At 32.9% G+C, this 21046-nt stretch carries 16 protein-coding genes and 1 other RNA gene; 11 read left to right on the top strand and 6 right to left on the bottom strand.

The features are described from left to right. Positions 1-16 precede the first annotated feature (16 nt). Together FEZ18_RS13625 and ffs are read right to left on the bottom strand one after the other, a co-directional pair. Entirely contained in the window at positions 17-820 is an 804-nt protein-coding gene (locus FEZ18_RS13625; RefSeq protein ID WP_153268827.1) for an SDR family oxidoreductase, read from the bottom strand. A 142-nt stretch (positions 821-962) separates the two neighbouring features. Further along, positions 963-1061: signal recognition particle sRNA small type (gene ffs, locus FEZ18_RS13620), an RNA gene on the bottom strand. An 87-nt stretch (positions 1062-1148) separates the two neighbouring features. Between ffs and FEZ18_RS13615 the strand changes: the two genes are divergently transcribed. Continuing rightward, positions 1149-2180 (top strand): glutaminyl-peptide cyclotransferase, encoded by a 1032-nt coding sequence (locus FEZ18_RS13615; protein WP_153268826.1) that lies wholly within the window; start codon positions 1149-1151, stop codon positions 2178-2180. Positions 2181-2324: 144 nt separating this feature from the next. Here the strand turns inward: FEZ18_RS13615 and FEZ18_RS13610 are convergent, their stop codons facing one another. From FEZ18_RS13610 to FEZ18_RS13595, 4 genes are all read right to left on the bottom strand, one after another. After that, a complete protein-coding gene (locus tag FEZ18_RS13610; protein WP_194269485.1) occupies positions 2325-4526 on the bottom strand; it encodes a GumC family protein in 2202 nt (733 codons plus the stop codon). 187 nt (positions 4527-4713) lie between these two features. Beyond that, a complete protein-coding gene (locus FEZ18_RS13605) occupies positions 4714-5499 on the bottom strand; it encodes a polysaccharide biosynthesis/export family protein (protein ID WP_153268824.1) in 786 nt (261 codons plus the stop codon). Positions 5500-5528: 29 nt separating this feature from the next. Next, the gene (locus FEZ18_RS13600; RefSeq protein WP_153268823.1) at positions 5529-7481 is read right to left on the bottom strand and encodes a polysaccharide biosynthesis protein; all 1953 of its coding nucleotides are present in this window, start codon (positions 7479-7481) and stop codon (positions 5529-5531) included. Continuing rightward, a complete protein-coding gene (locus tag FEZ18_RS13595) occupies positions 7478-8608 on the bottom strand; it encodes a DegT/DnrJ/EryC1/StrS family aminotransferase (protein ID WP_153268822.1) in 1131 nt (376 codons plus the stop codon). Before FEZ18_RS13595 ends, FEZ18_RS13600 begins: the two co-directional genes overlap by 4 nt. Positions 8609-9144: 536 nt before the next feature. On the opposite strand from FEZ18_RS13595, the gene FEZ18_RS13590 reads away from it, so the two are divergent. The 10 genes from FEZ18_RS13590 to FEZ18_RS13545 all read left to right on the top strand — a co-directional run bounded on the left by FEZ18_RS13590 (position 9145) and on the right by FEZ18_RS13545 (position 21043). Next, positions 9145-10140 carry an SDR family oxidoreductase gene (locus FEZ18_RS13590; RefSeq protein WP_153268821.1) on the top strand — a complete coding sequence of 332 codons (996 nt, stop codon included), beginning with the start codon at positions 9145-9147 and terminating at the stop codon, positions 10138-10140. A gap of 18 nt (positions 10141-10158) precedes the next feature. Then, positions 10159-11439, top strand: a complete 1281-nt coding sequence (locus tag FEZ18_RS13585; RefSeq protein WP_153268820.1) for a nucleotide sugar dehydrogenase — start codon at positions 10159-10161, stop codon at positions 11437-11439. Between the two features lie 177 nt (positions 11440-11616). Next, entirely contained in the window at positions 11617-13140 is a 1524-nt protein-coding gene (locus FEZ18_RS13580; protein WP_194269484.1) for a lipopolysaccharide biosynthesis protein, read from the top strand. Between the two features lie 9 nt (positions 13141-13149). Continuing rightward, complete coding sequence (locus tag FEZ18_RS13575; protein ID WP_153268818.1) at positions 13150-14436, top strand: hypothetical protein; 1287 nt, start codon at positions 13150-13152, stop codon at positions 14434-14436. Beyond that, complete coding sequence (locus FEZ18_RS13570; RefSeq protein ID WP_153268817.1) at positions 14433-15398, top strand: polysaccharide pyruvyl transferase family protein; 966 nt, start codon at positions 14433-14435, stop codon at positions 15396-15398. The genes FEZ18_RS13575 and FEZ18_RS13570 overlap by 4 nt, the downstream gene beginning before the upstream one ends. A 10-nt stretch (positions 15399-15408) precedes the next feature. Further along, on the top strand, positions 15409-16506 hold the full coding sequence (locus FEZ18_RS13565) for a glycosyltransferase family 4 protein (protein WP_153268816.1): 1098 nt from the start codon (positions 15409-15411) through the stop codon (positions 16504-16506). A gap of 1 nt (position 16507) precedes the next feature. Further along, positions 16508-17710: a glycosyltransferase gene (locus FEZ18_RS13560; protein WP_153268815.1), complete on the top strand. Its 1203-nt coding sequence runs from the start codon at positions 16508-16510 to the stop codon at positions 17708-17710. Positions 17711-17724: 14 nt separating this feature from the next. Beyond that, the gene (locus FEZ18_RS13555; RefSeq protein WP_153268814.1) at positions 17725-18825 is read left to right on the top strand and encodes an EpsG family protein; all 1101 of its coding nucleotides are present in this window, start codon (positions 17725-17727) and stop codon (positions 18823-18825) included. Beyond that, positions 18822-19808, top strand: a complete 987-nt coding sequence (locus FEZ18_RS13550) for a glycosyltransferase family 2 protein (RefSeq protein WP_153268813.1) — start codon at positions 18822-18824, stop codon at positions 19806-19808. The genes FEZ18_RS13555 and FEZ18_RS13550 overlap by 4 nt, the downstream gene beginning before the upstream one ends. A 74-nt stretch (positions 19809-19882) precedes the next feature. After that, a complete protein-coding gene (locus tag FEZ18_RS13545) occupies positions 19883-21043 on the top strand; it encodes a glycosyltransferase (RefSeq protein ID WP_153268812.1) in 1161 nt (386 codons plus the stop codon). Positions 21044-21046 lie beyond the last annotated feature (3 nt).

The following is a 21046-nucleotide window of genomic DNA, read 5'->3' as shown; positions in this document are numbered from 1 at the left end:
ACGCTATAGAAAGATATTACAACTTGTAATGCTTCATAAGAAGCTTCTCGTAAAGCTTGTCGGGTAGAATTCTTTTGAGCACGATAGAGAATTTTTGCATAAACTCCCCTATTTTGTAATGAACTTTAGGATTTTTAGTGTTTATAATCTTAAAAATGGCTTCTGCCATCATATTGGGATTACTACCAGCATCCACATGTTCATTCATTAATTCTAAAGTCTTGCCATAGGTTTTTTTATAAGGAGAATCGTCTAGTAAAGGAGCGTGATACCTACCTGCTGCGATATTGGTAGCAAAATCACCAGGAGCCACATTAGTCATATTAATATTAAAAGCTTTTAACTCCATTCTAAAGGCCTCTGTTAAAAGCTCTAAAGCGCCTTTACTTGCACTGTAAATTCCGCGATAAGGTAACCCCATATATCCCGCAATAGAGGTTACATTAATTATTAAGCCCGATTGCTGTTTACGCATTTGTGGTAAAATGGCTTTAATCACATTGATAGGTCCAAAAAAATTAGTGTCGAAATTTGCTTTAATCTCAGTTTCTGGAATTTCCTCTATGGGTCCAGTAATTCCAGCCCCTGCATTATTGACAACAACATTTAATTTCCCCTCTTTTTTAATAATATAACTCACAGTTTCTGTAATGCTGTCCTTGTTCTTAACATCTAATCTGAGTATGGGAAACATACTGTTTTTGTATTGTTCTGGATTTCGGCTGGTTCCATAAACTGTAAATCCTTTTTGGGTTAAATACTCCCCAACCGACTTTCCTATTCCTGAGGAGCCACCAGTTATTAAAACAACTTTAGACATAAAAATGAGTTAGTAATTAAAACTTAAATTTAATAATGAAAATGACAAAACACTTGTAAACGAAAAAAGATTTACTAGTAACAACCAATAAATCTTTTCTATATTAAAAATCAATTGTTTTAAATTGATTATGACTTCAAAAAAAAGGCAAGCTACCTACATCACACCGCTACGACCATCTACCTTTGCTGCGTTCCCGCCCTGGAGGATTCAACAGGAGCTGGTTGTGTAGGACTTGCCGGTGCAAATATACAATCTTTTAAAATCTCTGCAATAATTTTTTAAAATGTTTTTAAATAAATATCTTGCTCGAAAATTTAAACCTATCATGAGTATCTACAAATCATTCACAATCATATTTTTAAGTCTTATCATTACTTCTTGTGGATCAAGTTCTAGTCAGAAAAAAAACGATTTCGCTATTAAAACAAATGCTTTAAAGGGTAATCTTTCAATATCTGATACTCTAAATTTAACGATAATAAACAAAAAGAGCTACACCATCGACTCTGTGTCTTATACTTTAAATGGGGAAAAAATCGAGAAGAATCATATCTTAATTAATCATAAATTAGGAAAACATGAAATTGAAGCCACCATTTATTTAAAAGATGAAACTCAAAAGGCCAAAACAAGTGTTACCATCTTAAATAATGAAGCGCCAAAAATATATACTTTTAATATTATAAACGAATACCCACATGATATTACTTCGTACACGCAAGGGTTGGAATTTTACGAAGATTTCATTTACGAAAGTACAGGACAGTATAAAGAATCGAAACTTAGAAAAATTGTTTACAAGACCGGTGAAGTTTTAAAGAATATAAATTTATCTGATGAGTATTTTGGTGAAGGCTTAACCATTTTAAATGGTAAATTATACCAATTAACCTGGCAAGAAAATACAGGTTTTGTTTACGATTTAGAGCGTTTAGAGCGCTTAAGCACCTTTAAATACGGCGCCAGTAAAGAAGGCTGGGGTTTATGTAACGACGGTGAAACAATTTTTAAGAGCGATGGTACCGAGAAAATATGGACTTTAAATCCTGAAACCTTGGAAGAACAAGATTACATTCAAGTCTTTACCAATAAAGGTAAAATTGGACGTATTAATGAGTTAGAATGGATAGACGGCTATATTTACGCCAATATTTATGGCAAAAACGGTGTTGCCATTATAAATCCGGTAAATGGTGCCGTTGTTGGTGTTGTAGACTTTTCTCCCCTACGCAAAAAGGTTACCCAGCACCCCAAATTGGATGTTTTAAATGGTCTTGCTTTCAATACCAAAACTGAAACTTTATTTGTTACTGGAAAACTATGGGATAAGTTATTTGAAGTAGAAATAATAAAATAACAATCTTGAATAAGAAGGTATAAACACATTTTAAAAATATCCCTTCTGCTCTACATCTCAGATACTGTTTTATTTAGAAAACAAACATTAATTTAAGTTACATCTCTTAAAATCGATAAAATAAAACAAGAGAATCATTGAATGTTATGTGGACTTATTAGTAAATATTTGTTTTAAAAAACCTTTTTTCTGATCGCTATAGTAGCCATATTTGGCGCCATATCCAAAATTAGATTTTTTAACATCGTTAACAACAAGCATCATACCGTTAAGTTTATTTTCACTATGTAGCTCTTTGGCAAAATTTAAAATTCTTTTTTCGGTATAATTTGCTCGTGTTAAATAAATAGTGAATCCCGCATTTTGGCTAAATAATAAGGTGTCGGTTACCAACATGGCGGGTGCGGTATCGACAATGACATAATCATACTGCTTAGAGACGGTATCAAAAAGTGTTTTCATCCTATCGCTCATTAATATTTCGGCTGGATTAGGTGGCACCTTACCCGATAATAGAATATCTAATTTATTACCTTTAATTTCATAGGTATTAATAAAGTCATTTGGCAAAACACTCTCATCAACTAGATAATCTGTTAGTCCACGTTTTGTAATTTTGTTTTTATTCTGACTGCTTAAACCTAAAAGCAGTTTAGGGTTTCTAATATCGGCACCAACTAACAAGACACTTTTATTTGTATTGGCAAGTGTTAAAGCCATATTCATACTGAAAAAAGATTTCCCTTCACCATTTATGGTAGAGGTAATAAAAATTATGTTTTTGTTATTAACTAACTTTCGACCGCGTTTTATATATTCAAAATTCGTTCTAATAATTCTAAAAGACTCAGACAAAATGGAACGGTCGTTTCTCTCTACTAAAACATTTTTAGACTTCACTTCTGGAATTTCTCCAAGAATAGGAATGTTTCTTATTTCTTTTTCTAAATCTTCTTTATTATGGATTTTGGTATCTAATAAATCTGAAACATAAATGATGGAAAAGGGTATAAACAATCCAATAAATAAAGCTCCAAAATACACCATTCTGGCATTTGGAGAGACTTGGCCGTCTAGTGCGTAAGGCCTATCGATAACCTTTAAATTTGGTGATGTCGCGGTTTGAGAAATTATGGCTTCTTCCCTTTTTTCTAAAAGGTATAAATAAATAGACTCTTTTATACCTCGTTTACGCTCAATAGATCTTAATTTACTTTGTTGTCCAGGAACTGAATAAATTCTGGAATTAATTCTACTCGATTGATTTTCTAAACTAGATATCTGTATTCCAAAAGACTTCTTAGAGTTCTCTACACTATTTTTTAAATCCTGTTTGATGCTATTTATAGATTTCTCAAACTGTGCCACCATTTGGTTTTTTTTTCCAGCACCATTCTGCAAAAGCGCATTTCGACGCTGAACTAACTCATTGTATTTAGCGGTTAAAGCCGCAATTGAAGGGTCTCCAGAACCCAAATTTGATGGTATTGAATGATAAGAGTCATCGGTTAAAGACTCACTAACCGAACTAAGCAAACGCAGTTGGGTACGTGTGGCATCTAATTGTTGTTCGTTTTGTGCACTAGATGATAAAAACATACCAGCTTCAGACGTCACATCAGTCACTTTATTACCGGTTTTAAACCTTACAATACTGCTATCTACACTAACTAAATCTTGTGCTATTAATTCAACACGATCGTCAATTAATTTAGCGGTATTTATAGATTTAATGTTCTTTTTTTCTAAAGTTGACGTGTTGTACTCATCTATTAAATGATTTAAAACATCCATAGCTTTCTCTTTAACAGGATCTACAATGCTTACAGTGAGTACTTTTGAGGATCTTGCGGCGGGTACTATAGAGATTTTATTCTTTAATTGTGCCGAAACACGCTCAATAGGAGTAATTTTTACGCGAATAGTTTTGCCAATATAATTATTTAAATATGGGCTAGGCGTAATAATCATACCATTAAAAAAAGTTGGGATGTTTTCGCCAAAAATAATTTTCTTTGGAGGGTCGTCTTCTAAAACCTGATAATTAAAATTACTATCTGAGGTTATATTTATATAGAAATTGAAATTGACCTTATTTATTACAGAATCTGAAGCAATAAAATTAATGATTATGGGTGGTTTTTTATACAACTCAGATTCATAAATTCTTCCCTTTGTAAAATATTGTACATTTAGTTTTAAGGTTTTTACAATATTTTGCATGAAACTTCTTGAAGTGATTACTTGAATTTCATCTTCTATAGCAGCTTCTTCTTTTTCAGAAAAAATAGATAAATCCTTAAAAACATCTATACCAGAGCTGCTTTCTGCATCATCTAAAATCATTATTTTAGAATAGGCAGCGAATTTTGGTGAAGTATACCTTAAATAGAAAAAAGAGAAACTAAGGCATAAAAAAAGGCTTAACAAAAACCATTTCCACTGCTTGGTGTATTTTGAGATGGTTTTCTTTAAATTAAATGACTCCGGTCCAACGGTGTTTGTTGTTTTATTATCATTTGTAATCATAAAATTAATTTCTTGTTACAAAAATAAGTGCTGTTGTTAAAATAAACGATGTAATACTAATAATAGTACCAATCCTTAAATCTCCAGATGCTCCACTAACCGCAGAATTGTTAGGTTCTACATAAACAATATCATTTTGAGTTAAATAATACACCGGAGAATTAAAGACTTCTTTGGTTGTTAAGTCTATGTAAGTAATGGTTTTTGTGCCGTTGGTATTTCTAACAACCATAACATTATCTCGACGCCCTTTAATCGTTAAATCGCCAGCCATACCTATGGCTTCTATAATAGAAACTCGTTCACCACTTACTTGATAAACCCCTGGATTATTTACCTCTCCAGCCACTGTTATTCTAAAATTTAAAACACGCATTATTATAACAGGATCGTTAAGTAGCTCGGCTTCCTCAAATTTTTGTTTAAATAGTGTTTTGGCTTCTTCAATAGATAACCCTAGTAATTTGATTTTACCCAAAACAGGAAAATCTATATTGCCATCTGCATCTATTAAATAATCTATTAACTGACCTTGACCTGGCCCGGTTTGAATTTTTATATTATACGGTTCTGCAGGATCGACATCTCCAGCACTAAAAACAGAAACATAAATACTAAGAATGTCTCCAACTTTTAGTTTTGCTCTAAAGGTTTCTACATCGGTAATCGTTTCAAAATTTTTAGCGTTTTGAAAATACACAATGTCTTGCTTTGTTTTACATGAACTAAAAAAAACTAAAAACAAAATACATAAAACCGAAACTTTGGGGGTGAAAATATTTTTTTTCATAAGCTGCTACAATTTGTTTAGATACTATTTTACAAAATACCGTATTCTTTTTCTTCATTACCTCCCAACAATCTTTGTATTTTATTAGATACTTGTGCTTTTTTATCGAATTTTTCGAAATACGAGTTATTAGACATGTATTCTGGAATTAACGCTTTCATTTTCAACACAATAGCGTCGCTTTGGAAGCGGTTCGTGATACATAAAGACTCAATTTGCGACTTTAAGTTACGATAATTTATTTTTCTAGTTTTACTAATTAGTATTTTCTTATGATACGTAGGCAAAGTGTTCTCTCCATTTGCTAATAATTCTTCATAAAGTTTCTCTCCAGGACGCAAGCCCGTAATTTTAATATCTATATCTTCAGGATATCTCAATCCAGATAAATTAATCATATTCTTAGCAAGATCGAAAATTTTTACAGAATCTCCCATATCGAAAATAAATATTTCTCCTCCTTTACCCATAGTACCAGCTTCTAAAACTAATTGCGAGGCTTCTGGAATAGTCATAAAATAGCGTGTGATATCTTTATGGGTTAAGGTTAAAGGACCGTTATTTTCAATTTGCTTTCTAAACAATGGGATTACAGAACCGTTAGACCCCAGTACGTTTCCAAATCTTGTTGTAATAAATTTGGTTTTACTTTCTTTTTGAAGGCAACTAATGTACATTTCGGCCATGCGTTTAGTAGCTCCCATAACACTTGTAGGATTAACCGCTTTATCTGTAGATACAAATACAAATTTTTTAACATGATAACGCGATGCTGTGTCTGCTAGTATTTTAGTACCATTCACATTTATTTTTATGGCCTCGTAAGGAGATTGCTCCATGAGTGGCACATGCTTATAAGCAGCCGCATGAAAAACCATGGTTGGTTTATGGTTTTGAAAAATACCATCAACTCTTAAGCCATCTCTTATATCGGCAACAATAGCGATAAAATTGTTTTTTCCGTTTAGTTTTAAATCTTGTTGCAAATCGTACAAAGCAGACTCCGCTTGATCGAGAAGAATTAGTTTTTTTGCTTCAAAATTAGACAATTGCTTAACCAATTCACTACCAATGGATCCAGCTGCCCCTGTGACTAAAATGGTTTGACCTCTAAATTCATTTAATAAATTCGGATTGTTTATCTCAATGGGAGCTCTATCGAGTAAGTCTTCAATTTGAACTTGTTTTATTTGATTAGCTCTTAATTCACCATTAATCCATTTTTCAATTGGTGGCACTTTTGTCACTTTAACATTTAAATCGGTTAAATTGTCTAATAGGTTCAATAAGTTAATTGAGTCTATGGCCTGTGTGGCTACCACAATCTCGTTAATAGAATTGGCTTTAACGTAATTTTTAGTAACTTTTTTCCTTAGAAAAATAGGGATACCATTGATAGATTTTCCGTTCTTATTTTCATCATCATCAATAAAACCAACCACACTAATTCGCGCTCTTAAATCGCTCACTAAGGCGTTATAAGTAATAATACCCGAGTCTCCAGCACCATAAATAAGAATGCGCTTAGAAGTTGCTAATTTACATTTTAAAAACCTATACAACATTTTAAATAATAATCTGCTTGAGCTAAGTGCGACAAAACTAAGAAGTGCATGTATTACTATTATAGATAGCGGTATTGTAAATTTCGGAATTAGATTTGTTAATCGGTTAAACAAAATAAATGCCACCGCTAAAAACGACATGAGAGCAGTAGCTTTAAATAGGTTTACAATATCTGTAAATCCCGTATGTCTAATTACACTTTTAAAGGGACCAACAATTAAAAAGCTTACTAAGGCAATAACAAATAAGAAAGGTATTTGATATAAGAATTGATCAATGTCAAAGTTTAAAGTAAAATTAAACCGAATGAAATAGGTTGCAAAAAACGTTAACAATACAATGCATAAATCAATGGCTAAAATCAACCATTTTGATGCAGATTTCTGTGAATAATAATTGAAGTAATTTGTCATCATTGGTTTTGGGTTTTTAAAATTACACTTAAAACTCTTTGTAAATCTTCTGGCGTTAAATTTGAACCACTTGGCAAACACAGTCCGTTGTTAAACAAGCGCTCTGAAGTACCGTCTGTAAAGGCTAAACAATCTTTAAAAACTGCCTGCAAGTGCATGGGTTTCCACAAGGGTCTGGATTCTATTTCATTGTCTTGTAAATTTAATCTTATAGACTCGCGCATCTCGTAAGACTCTGTATTTATACAAGTCATCCACCGATTTGAAAACACACCTTCTGGCTCTTCTAGAAATTGAATAGATTTATATTTTGATAAGTTAGATTTATAAAAATTATAATTATTTCTTCTCGATGCTACGCGATCTTCAATAACCTCCATCTGCCCTCTTCCAATGCCCGCCAGGACATTGCTTAATCGATAATTAAATCCAATGGAAGAATGCTCGTAGTGCGGCGCATTATCTCGTGCTTGGGTTGCTAAAAAAACAGCTTTATTCTTCAGCTTTAAGTTTTTAACCACCAGCGCACCTCCACCCGAAGTTGTTATAATTTTATTGCCGTTAAACGATAAAACACCAACATCGGATAATGTGCCACAAGCCTTATCAAAATATGTGCTCCCAAAAGCTTCGGCACTATCTTCAACTACTGGGATTTCATATTTTTTGGCAATGGCATTTATTTCGTTCGCTTTAAAAGGTATACCATAAATGTGAACTGCTACAATCGCTTTGGGTTTTTTATATTTCGCAATGCGATCTTTAATAGCAATTTCAAGTAATTCTGGAGACATATTCCAAGTATCAAGCTCACTATCGATAAAAACTGGTCTGGCACCTTGATAAACAATTGGATTAGCCGAGGCTGAAAATGTAAAACTTTGGCATAGCACCTCGTCTCCATTTGAAACCCCCAGCAACTGTAAAGCAACATGTATGGCTGAAGTCCCAGAATTTAAAGCAGTAACTTCATTTTCACCACCTAAAAAACGTTTTAAATCCTCCTCAAAACCATTTACATTTGGTCCTAAGGGCGCTATCCAATTAGTGTCAAAAGCTTGATTTATGAATTTTAATTCTGCGCCACCCATGTGAGGTGATGATAAATATATTTTTGTGTTACTAGACATACGTTTGTAGGTATCTATTAAATTATTCGTTCTGTAATAAGACTGGAGGCGTCATGTTTTCTTGTGGACAAAAAAAAATCAATTTACATTCAAAACATTCCAAATCTTTACAATAAAATCTGTAGTTTTTAGGGTTACTATACCACGGATAATTAAACTTTAATCCATCGACAGAAAAAAATAAAATTCATTTTAAATTGCATTTTTTTACTGATTAGTGTTAAATAATTCTATTTTTATCAATATAAATCTACTAATTAATTTAAATTAACAAATAAACTAAATCACTAATTCGTTATACAGTAACAATAGTCGCTCAACTACCAAAGCGCAATCTGGTTGGCGATAAAACATTACATTTTATCGATTTGACCAAAACGATAATTTTGACTAGAATTCACTTTAAAAATGACAATATCTAATTAGAAAATGGAGTTCATCGAAAAAAACACCACCTTGAAGTAAATAACTAAGTAGGTTTGGTTTATTTTAATCATATTTGTAAAGCTCAAAATAAATTAAAATACCCCATACAAATGACTGCTCAATTAAAGAAATTAGAAGGAAAACAAGTGCTAGTTACTGGCGGTGCAGGATTTATTGGCTCCAACCTATGTGAAACTTTATTAGGTTACAATATAAAAGTTGTGTGCTTAGACAACTTTGCTACTGGAAAAAGAGAAAATGTAGCACCTTTCCTTAAAAATTCTAATTTTAAATTAATTGAAGGCGACATTCGGCGTTTAGAAGATTGCCATACAGCCTGCCATGGTGTAGATTTTATATTGCATCAAGCTGCATTAGGTTCTGTACCCAGGTCTATAAAAGATCCCATTACCACAAATGCTGTAAACGTATCTGGCTTTTTAAATATGTTGGTGGCCGCAAGAGATGCAGGCGTTAAACGGTTTGTGTATGCGGCAAGTTCTTCTACCTATGGCGATCATGAGGCTTTACCTAAAGTAGAAGACACTATAGGAAACCCCCTGTCGCCTTATGCCATTACAAAATATGTAAATGAATTGTACGCCGATATTTTTAAAAAGACTTATAATTTAGATACTATAGGATTGCGATACTTTAATGTATTTGGAAAAAGACAAGATCCCAGTGGCGCTTATGCAGCGGTAATTCCAAAATTTGTGCAACAATTTATTAGGCATGAATCTCCTGTTATAAATGGAGACGGCAGCTATTCAAGAGACTTTACTTATATAGATAATGTGATTCAAATCAACATGAATGCACTTACAACTAATAATGTTAATGCCTTAAATACAGTTTATAATGTGGCTTGCGGCGAACGCACAACATTAATTGAATTAGCGACCATGTTAAAAACCTATTTAGCGCAATTTGACGATGCTATAAACCACATAGAAATTAAACATACCGAAAACAGAATTGGTGATATACCCCACTCTCTAGCCTCTATTGATAAGGCCAAAACCTTATTAAATTACAACCCTAAATACAATGTGAGTGCTGGCCTAAAAGAAGCAGTACAATGGTATTGGGAGAACTTAAAATAATACTATTAAAACTTATAAATGAAAAACATTAAAATTGCAGTTGTTGGTTTAGGGTATGTGGGTTTGCCATTAGCAAGTCTTTTTGCAACCAAATACCATGTTACTGGTTTTGATATTAACCAAAATAGAATAAACGAATTAAATCAAGCAAAGGACAGCACTTTAGAGGTTGAAGAAAGCACACTTCGGGAAGTGTTAAGAACCAAACCGAACCAAAACAAAGGTCTAATTTGCTCGTTTGATATAAAGGCTATAAGTGACTGTAACTATTATATAATAACAGTGCCTACGCCCGTTGATAAAAACAATAGACCCGATTTAACACCTCTATATCAATCCAGCGAAACAGTTGCAAAAGTTTTAAAAAAAGGAGATATCGTTATATACGAATCTACAGTCTACCCTGGCGCGACAGAAGATGAATGCGTGCCAATTCTAGAAAAAATAAGCGGTTTAAAATTTAACGTAGATTTTCATGTGGGCTATTCTCCAGAACGCATAAATCCTGGAGATAAAAAGCATACTGTCGATAAAATACTTAAAGTAACTTCTGGCTCTAATCTTGAAACAGGAGAAAAAATAAACGCTTTGTACGCTAGCGTTATAACAGCTGGTACACATCTGGCTCCTTCTATAAAAGTTGCCGAAGCAGCGAAAGTTATAGAAAATTCACAGCGTGATATAAACATAGCTTTTGTAAATGAATTAGCAAAAATCTTTAACCTTTTAGATATTGATACCCAAGAAGTTTTAAAAGCAGCAGGAACAAAATGGAACTTTTTACCTTTTAAACCAGGTCTTGTAGGTGGGCATTGTATTGGTGTAGACCCATATTATTTAGCTCAAAAAGCACAAGAGGTTGGATATCATCCAGAAATCATATTAGCTGGTCGCCGCGTTAATGATAGTATGGGCAATTATGTTGTATCGGAAGTAATAAAACTCATGGTACAAAACGACTTAAAAATTAAAGGTTCTAAAGTTCTGGTTTTAGGGGTTACTTTTAAAGAAAACTGTCCAGATGTTAGAAACTCTAAAACTGTAGATGTAATCACAGAATTACAAAGTTATGGACTAGATGTTTGTATCTACGACCCCTGGGCAAATCCTAACGATGTGAAGCGTGAATACGGATTAGATATGGTTACCCAAATGCCCAAAGACACCTTCGACGCTATCGTGCTCACCGTGGCACATAGAGCGTTTTTAGAGATAAATTTTAAATCGTTTTTAAATAAAAACGGTGTACTATACGATGTTAAAAGTGTTTTAAAAGAGTTTGTGCATGGAAGATTGTAAATAGGGTCTGGACAGAAACTTAGCAACATGATATTTGTTTCTTATAGATCGCTCTATTTTTATTTTTAATCGGCGTTTGCCATCAACTCATGAAAAACTAATAAGAATTGAAAATAAAAATAATTCATATCATGAAAATAGTCTGCTAACGTTCAGATAATAAATAAATTAAATATTTTGAGTCAACTTAAAAAAGGAGCTATTCTAAATTATATTACTATTTTTTTAACAAACATAATAGGTTTGTTAATGACTCCTTTTATCTTGAATCATCTAGGTAAATCTGAATATGGTATCTATATAACCATTGGTGCTTTAGTAGGAACAATTTCGCTATTAGATTTCGGACTAAACAATACCGTGGTGCGGTTTGTGGCAAAGTATAAAGCGGAAAAAGACCGTATTGGACTTGAAAATTTTCTTGCTACAACCATGCTATTATACGGTATAATATCGACGCTCGTGGTTATTTTTGGCATGGTGTTTTACGGTTATATCGACTCCTATTTTACACAAATGACTTCAGCAGAACTAGAAATAGCTAAGGTTATTTTTATTATACTAATTTTCAACTTAGCAATAGGACTCCCTGGCGGCGCTTTAACTGGCATCTGTAATGGTTATGAAGCCTTTGTTTTTCCTAAAACACTCAATATTATACGTTATGTATTACGCTCATTAACAGTGGTAGCTATTCTATCTTTTGGTGGTAAGGCTATCGCACTAGTTATTGTAGAATCTATTTTTAATATTCTCGTTATCGCATCAACAGCCTATTTTGTTTTTAAAAAATTAAAGGTAAAAATAAAACTACATCAACTATCTGGTAAATTTGTAAAGCACATTTTTAGTTATTCGACTTGGATATTTGTTTTTGCATTAGTTAGTCTTTTTCAATGGAAATCTGGGCATTGGGTTTTAGGCCGCATCGCCACACCCGAAGTTTTAACCATTTATGGAATTGGTATTGTTTTAGGTAGCTATTACGGCGCATTTTCTACGGCCATTTCTAGTGTTTTTTTACCAAGAGCAACACAAATGTCGGTGAGAAATGCTTCTGGAGAAGAGTTAACCTCTATGATGATTAAAATAGGAAGACTTTCATTTATTATACTCATGTATATATTAGTTGCTTTTGTGTTTTTTGGAAAACAATTTGTCCAGCTTTGGGTTGGTGCAGAGTTAGGTGAGCAAGGCAGCTACGAAACATGGTTAATTGCATTAATGATTATGGTAGCCTATACCCTACCTCTAGTTCAAGGTTTTGGCAACTCTATTTTGGAAGCTAAAAACAAACTGTCGTTTAAAGCTATTTTGTATTTAACGTTTATGTTTATAGGTACCGTTGCCGGAGCTTTCCTAGCAAGATCTTATGGCGCTATTGGTATGATTTCTGGTTCTATTTCCGGTTGGCTTATTGTGCAAAATGTCATGAATTTTTATTATCATAATGTTATCGGTCTTAACATACCTAGATTTTTCAAAGGCTTATTAAATAAAACAATAATAGTCGTTTTGGCTGTTGTTTTTATTAGTTTTTTTATTAATTTAATTCCAGGATCTGGATGGATTAATTTCGTCATAAAAGGAGTGACCTATACCCTAACATACGGCGTTTTAATATACTTTTTTGGTATGGTTAATTTTGAAAAAGATTTGTTTAAAAATTCATTTTCAGCAATATTCAGCAGAATAACATAACAACTAGCTATGAAGCATTTTAAACTACATTCCATAACATTTGAAGAGTCGGGTAAAAAAATTTGCTATGATTACAGTATTAGTAAATCCCTATCTAAATATTTCAATTTAAATGACTCTTATTACTCTAAATATGATATCGATGTTAGTGCCACCCCAAAGAGTATTGCTGTTATTCCTCTTCTATCTAACATCATGCCTATAGCCTGGTTTGTAGGTTTTGATGTTTTTGTAGACGAAGTCGATGAAAATTTTTACAAGGCCTTAGCAAATTTGAAAGAAGAATTCACAAAATACCATCCCAATAAAACCTTAGGTGGTGCTTTAAAAGCGAGCACTTTAGTTAAAAACAACATTAAAGGAGGTGATTCTGCCCTGTTATTTAGTGGTGGTTTAGATTCTTTTGAATCTTATACTAGAAACTACAGTTTAAATCCCTATTTAATCTCCATACACGGGGCAGATATTGCAATAGACGATACAAAACGTTGGGCAGACTTTAAGCGCTTTAACAACGAAGAAAAAATTGTAAATAAAAATAGGCTTCAATACATAGAAACTAATGTGAGAGATTTTTACACTTACCATGTAGAGCTCTTGGTAGACATAGGATGGTGGGGCAAAATTCAACACGGCATGGCATTATTAGGCGTGCTAGCACCTTTAAGCTATAAATTAAATTTCGATACGGTATTAATAGGTTCGTCGAATACAAATGAAGTAGACTTTGGCTGGGGCTCAAGTCCAAATATTGACGAGAAAATGAAATGGGCAAACTGTAGCGTGATTCACGATGGATATCATTTAAGACGAACCCAAAAAATTGAAAACGTAGTCTCTTATATAAACGCAAACAACACATCAATAAAACTCCGGGTTTGCTATTCAGAGTTACGCCATGGTGCCAATTGTAACAAATGTGCTAAATGCCTTCGAACCATTTTAGGCACGATTATGACCAACACAAATCCTATTAATCTAGGCCTTGAAATACCCGAGAATTTTTACCATCGAATTTTATCCATTTTTAATCAAAATACAACCATGAGTAAAGGCTTAGAATACGAATGGTGGTGTTTACAGGAAAAAGCCAAAGAAAACAAGCCTTTTTTTGTGATTGACAATAAAGAAAGCGAAAGCGCTCTATTACATACATTCGCGCAGCTCGATCTAAAAAAAATTATAAATAAAAACGAAGAAAAAGTAAATAAACTCGCCATTAGAAAATTTATTATTAGAAATAAGTTTTCAAAATTATATGCTTTTTATAAAAAAATTAGATATTCAAAATTATGAAGTACGGCCTATTAACATACCAAGAAAGTAAAGAGAAATACAATGTTGGCGACTACGTTCAAAGTTTAGCTGCCAAGCAATATTTACCAACTGTTAACACATGGATAAATCGGGAAAAACTAGGCGAATACAAAAACGAGCCAACAAAACTTATTATGAATGGTTGGTTTACTCATAATATTATGCATTGGGTACCAAGCGAAGACATCATGCCCTTGTTTGTGTCCTTTCATATGAATAATACTGCAGCACCGTACATGCTAAGTGAAAAAGGTATTAATTATCTTAAAAAACATCAACCTATTGGCTGCAGAGATAAGTATACTGTAAAGATCCTTAAAGATAAAGGCATCGAGGCCTATTTTACGGGATGCCTCACCTTAACTTTAGATCAATATAAAGTAAGTGATTCAGAAAGAGAAGATGCCATTTACATTGTAGATCCTTTTTATAATTACCCCACGCTCGAAAAGGTGTCTTTAACTCCAAAACACCTTGTAAAAAGTGTTTTAAATGGCGATGTTTTTAAACTGGGGAAAATAAAAAATCAGCTAAAAAAAATTGTTGATAAAGAACTACTGGAAAATGCCAACTACATAACGCAAATACTTCCGCCAGGAAAACAAACCGAAGAAGAAAAATTTGAATATGCCGATTCCTGTCTAAAAAAATACGCCAAAGCTAAATTGGTTATAACCTCAAGAATTCACTGCGCCCTACCCTGTTTAGCCATGGGCACGCCTGTAATTTTTTTAAACAGTTTTAATTCGTTTGTCGATACATGCAGGTTTGACGGTATTATTGAGTTATTTAATAGGATTGATGTGGATGATGACGGTAATTGGAAGGCTAATTTTAAACTCGACGGAAAAATTGATAAACACACTATGGTTAAAAATTTGGGCAAACATCATGAGCTTGCCGAAGCTCTTAAAGAAACTTGTAAAGCTTTTGTAAAATAAACTGTTTTTTATGAAACTATTGTATATAACCAATCAAATTTCTGGTGCTGCTGGCTTAGAACGAGTCCTCTCAATCAAAGCGAGCTACCTTGCCGATACGTTAAATTACGAAGTTCATATTTTAACCCTCAATCAAAACAACACACCGCTATTTTACGATTTTAGCGACAAGTTAATTTATCACGATATCCCCTATAAAGGCACTGTTTTTAAATCCGTTTTTCAATATATAAAAGGCATCCGACAGACTATTAAAAAAATTAAACCAGATATTATTTTAGTTTGCGATGATGGCTTGAAAGGTTTTTACGTACCTCTATTTACAAACAAACCTTGCCCCATGGTTTACGAGCGGCATGTTTCTATTCATGTGGAGCAAAAAAAAGATAAAAACAATTATTTCGCTTCAATTGCCCAAAAAATTAAACACAAACTCATGTTGTTTGGTGCCAAACGCTACGATGCCTTTGTTGTTCTTACTCGTGGAAATTTAAAAGAATGGGATTTAAAGAACATTCTTGTCATATCTAACCCATTACCTTTTAATACAGAGATAACCTCAAAATTAAACCATAAAATTGTTTTAGCTGTTGGCAGACAATCGTATCAAAAAGCTTATGATCGTTTACTAAAAAGCTGGCATATTGTTCACAAAAAACATCCAGATTGGAACTTAGAGATTTACGGAAAAATTGATGAAAATCTCAAACTACAAACTCAGGCCAATAATTTGGGTATTGGCGATACCGTAAACTTTCATAAACCCGTAAAAAATATTGAAGATAAATACGAGCAGGCCTCGATATATGCCATGTCATCGCGTTTCGAAGGTTTTGGCATGGTGTTAATTGAGGCCATGTCTTATGGCTTGCCCTGTGTTTCCTTCGATTGTCCTTATGGCCCTTCAGATATTATTACAGACTACAAAGATGGGATTTTAATAGAAAACGGTAATATACAAAGTTTTGCAGACGCCATTATAAAACTAATAGAAAACCAAAGTTTAAGACAAGACATGGGTGAAAATGCCCAAGTAAAAGCCCAAAACTATGTACCCGAAAAAATAATGCAAAAATGGGATGCTCTTTTTAAAAGCTTAAAACAATAATATGAAAAAAATTATATTGATAATGCCCTATGGAAGTGTTGGCGGAATGGAGCGCTTGGCACTTACTTTCTATAACCATTATCAATTAAAAGGTTATCAGGTTAAAGCTATTAAATTGATTAAGCTTAAATCTGATATTATTCATTTTAATGATGATGAATATTTTCTGAGCGATAAGGACTTTTCAGAATTAAACATCTTGCAAAGAGCTTTATTTTATATAGTCGCGCCTTTTAAAATAAGGCGAATACTAAAAAAAGAACAGGCAACAGATTCAATTTCATTTGGAGATATGGCTAATATTTTTAGTGCCTTAAGCTACACCAGAGAAAATAAAATTGGCAGTATACACGCCTTAAAAAGTGTAGAGTTAAATGCTAATAATAGCTTTAATAAACTAATTAAGTTTAGCTACAAAAATTTATATGGTCGTTTTAAAAAAGTAGTTTGTATTAGTCATGATATTAAACGCGATTTAATAAAAAATTGTGGTTTTCGGTTTTCTAATAAAATTGAAGTCATTTACAATCCGCATAACATAAAAAAATTACTTGAGCTTTCTGAAGAACCGATTAACGACGAAGTAGAAAAAGCCTTATTCTCAAAAAAAACTATTTTATTTATAGGGCGACTTTCCATACAAAAATCACCTTGGCATCTTATTAATGCGTTTAATTTGGTATTAAAAAAAGAGATTGACTGTCATTTAATTTTTATTGGAGATGGTAATTTGAACGTTATCGAAAAAGTAAAATCTTTGGGTGTAAACTACGCCATAGATGATAAAATTCATTTTTTAGGCCGAAAAAATAATCCGTATAAATATCTAAAACACGCTAATGTTCTTGCCTTATCTTCTCATTATGAAGGCACGCCAAATGTTATTGTAGAATCGATAGCTATTGGGGTTCCTGTGGTATCCTCGTATTGTACCGATGGCATTATGGAATTGATGAGCATGCAGTCTAAACAAGTAAATGAAGAAAATGTACACGTCGATGCCGGTATTATAACCCCTAATTTATATAAAGGCCAATTAGGAATACCCAAAACAACCCAACATATACCCGAAGAAGAAAAATTTGCTGAGGCTTTAGAATACGCCCTGAAATCTAATAAATTAAAGGATCAATTATTCGAAAAGAGAACAGATTTATTATATAAATTTGATGTAGAGGTCGTATCAAAAAAATATTTAATGTAAAACGGTTTACCGCAATGATTGAAATTATACCCTTAGAATACTATTATAGAGTTTATATTTATAGTGCTTTGGGTATTGCCTTATTCACACTGTTTCATACATTTATATTACAAATAAATGAAGAGAAAAATATAAGATACACTAACTTCATGGGATATTTTATCTTGATTTTTCTAACATTATATATTGGTTTACGCCCCATTAGCGGGAAATATTTTGTCGATATGATTACTTATGCTCGCATTTACGATAGTTATGCTATGGGTGGAGAAATAACTATAAAGAACGACCTGTTTTTTCATCGATTAATGAAAATCTGTTCCTATTTTCTCTCTACCAGTGCTTTTTTCTTTTTATGCGCCATTATATATATCGTACCACTTTATGTTGCTTCAAAACGATTTTTTTATAAATATTGGTTTTATGCCTTTTTTATGTTTGTGGTGTCTTTTTCGTTTTGGACCTATGGGGTAAATGGCATTAGAAACGGTATGGCGACATCCTTGTTTATCTTAGCCCTATCCTATCACAATAAAAAAACGGTATTTATACCCGTTATAATACTCGCGTGCTTATTTCATAAAACCATGCTTCTACCTACTGGAGCCTTCATATTAACACTTTTTGTAAAAAACCCAAAATGGTATATGTATGGTTGGCTATTAGCCATACCGCTATCGATAACCTTAGGTAACTTTTGGGAGAATTTATTCGCACAACTTGGTTTTGCAGACGATAGATTAAGTGGCTATTTAACAGGGGAAAGACATGAGGCTTTTGCCAATACTAGTTTTAGATACGACTTTCTTTTCTATAGTGCTTTTGCCGTAGTTAGTGGAGCTTACTTCATTTTTAAAAGAAAATACAACGATCCCGTTTTTATTCAGCTATTCAATATTTATTTAACTGCAAATGCCTTTTGGATATTGGTGATTAGAGCCAATTTCTCCAATCGTTTTGCTTATTTATCGTGGTTTTTAATGCCTTTGGTAATTATTTATCCCTTTCTGAAAGAGAATTTTTTTAAAAGGCAGCACATTGTTATCGGGAAAGTACTTTTTGTGTATTTCATGTTTACCTATTTTATGTTTATATACTATAATTATATACAATGATTAAATTAAGTATCATTATACCCATGTTTAATGTAGCGCAATACCTGCGTAAATGTGTGCTGTCTGCGTTTAATCAAGGTTTAAGTACAGATGAGTTTGAAATTATTATGGTAGATGATGAGTCGCCCGATAACAGTCTCGATATCGCCAAAGATATGTCAAAAATACACGCTAATATTACAGTAATAAGTCAAAAAAACAAGGGTTTAGGTGGCGCAAGAAACACGGGAATAACACATGCTAAAGGGGAATATTTACTATTTCTAGACGCAGACGATTATCTCTTGCCAAATACTTTTAAATTTTTAGTTGATATGGCCTTAAGTAAAAGACTTGATATCTTAGAATTTGGCAGTCAAGGCGTATTGCCTAACGGAAACACAACATACAAAGTTGCGATGCATAGTAATGGTAAAATTTATGAAGGTATAGACTATTACAACCGCTTTAAATACATGAATTCGGCTTGTAACAAATTATATAAACGGAAACTTTTACTAGAACATAACAATTTATTTTTAGAACAAATTTATATTGAAGATTTCGAGTTTAACACACGTGTCTTTTATCATGCTCAAAACGTCATGGCAGTAGATACCATTGGCGCTCATTACTTGCAATCGCCAGATTCTATTACAAGAAATACAAGCGACAAAAAAAAAGCAAAAATGCTTAATGATCTTATAACAGTTTTACGAATTACGAAGTCTTTTAGCGAAAAAGCAGAGCAAAACTCAAAAAACAATCAATATTTTGGTTACCGAATGTGCTTTATTAATGTGACTATTTTTTATCAACTTATAAAAAATAAAAAGACTTATGCAGAAATCAAAAAAGTTAAAAGACTGTTGAAAAATGAAAACCTTTTTCATGTAAATTATGCACTACCAGAAGGAAAAAAAGACCTTTTTAGAAGAACTTTTTTAAAACATTTTTGGCTGTTTAGAATAACAAATCCTCTATTTCGGGTTGCTCTGAAATAAAGTATGATAAAAGAAATTATGAAACATCCATAGCTAAAACTAGAGACTCAAGGAAATGATTAAATGGATGTTGCATGCGACCGATGAAAAACAATAAATACAAACACATGAAAAAAAACATCTGTTTTATCGTATCCTCCCCTTATTCTTTCTTTTTTCTAAAGGTTCATTTAGAAAAGCTGAGTAAATATTATCATATTCATCTGGTAGCTAACATAAATGATACCAATAGTCTTATATTGGATAATTTTGAACACAAAAGCTTTAAAAACATCCCAATACAGAGAAGTATAAACATGACAAAAGATATCCATGGTATTTATAAACTCTATAAATATTTTAAAAGCAACTCGTTTGATGCCATTCATTCTCTAACTCCAAAAGCGGGCTTAACTGCCGCAATTGCGGGTAAATTAGCTGGAGTTGGTATAAGAGTACATATTTTCACCGGACAAGTTTGGGCGACAAAAAAAGGTGCTTTTAGATACCTATTAAAAAAATTAGATCAAGTTATCGCCAATTGGTCTACTCATATTTTAGTGGATGGAAATTCTCAGAGAGACTTTTTAATTTCAGAAAAGATTCTTAAAGTTAATCAAGGCCAAGTTTTAGGCGCGGGTTCTATTTGTGGTGTAGATTTAAATCGATTTGCTCCAAATGTTATCAAGCGGTCTGAGCTTAGAAAGCAGCTCAATATTTCGGATGACTGGGTTGTTTTTCTGTTTATTGGACGAATCACAGAAGACAAAGGGGTGATTGAATTGGCAAAAGCTTTTAATAAGCTTCGATTGGAAAATAAAAACGCCTATTTATTGGTTGCAGGTTTTGATGAGGGCGCTCTTGAGGCCATGAAAGAAATTATTAAAGACAAAGCCTTTTTTAACTTTGTTGGTAAAACAGACACTCCAGAAATGTACTATCAGAGTTGTGATGTTTTTTGTTTACCTAGTTATAGAGAAGGGTTCGGAATGAGTGTTATAGAGGCCTCTGCTTGTGGCATTCCAGTAATATGTAGTGACGCCTATGGCCTGCTTGACACGATTATGGATAACGAAACAGGATTGAGACATAAAGTTAAAAACGTGAATGATTTGTATGATAAAATGAAGTTATTAGCAAACGATAAAAACCTAAGAAGCACTTTAGGTGCGCAAGGTTTAAAATATACCAGACATAACTTTTCATCGGAGGATATATCGAATGCTTGGGTGGAATTTTATAAAAATCTTGTATAAAAA

The sequence above is a fragment of the Oceanihabitans sp. IOP_32 genome, assembly GCF_009498295.1.
In the GTDB taxonomy this organism is placed as follows: Bacteria; Bacteroidota; Bacteroidia; order Flavobacteriales; family Flavobacteriaceae; genus Wocania; species Wocania indica.
The sequence above is the reverse complement of the archived record's forward strand: the minus strand, read 5'-3'. Positions and strand labels throughout refer to the sequence as shown.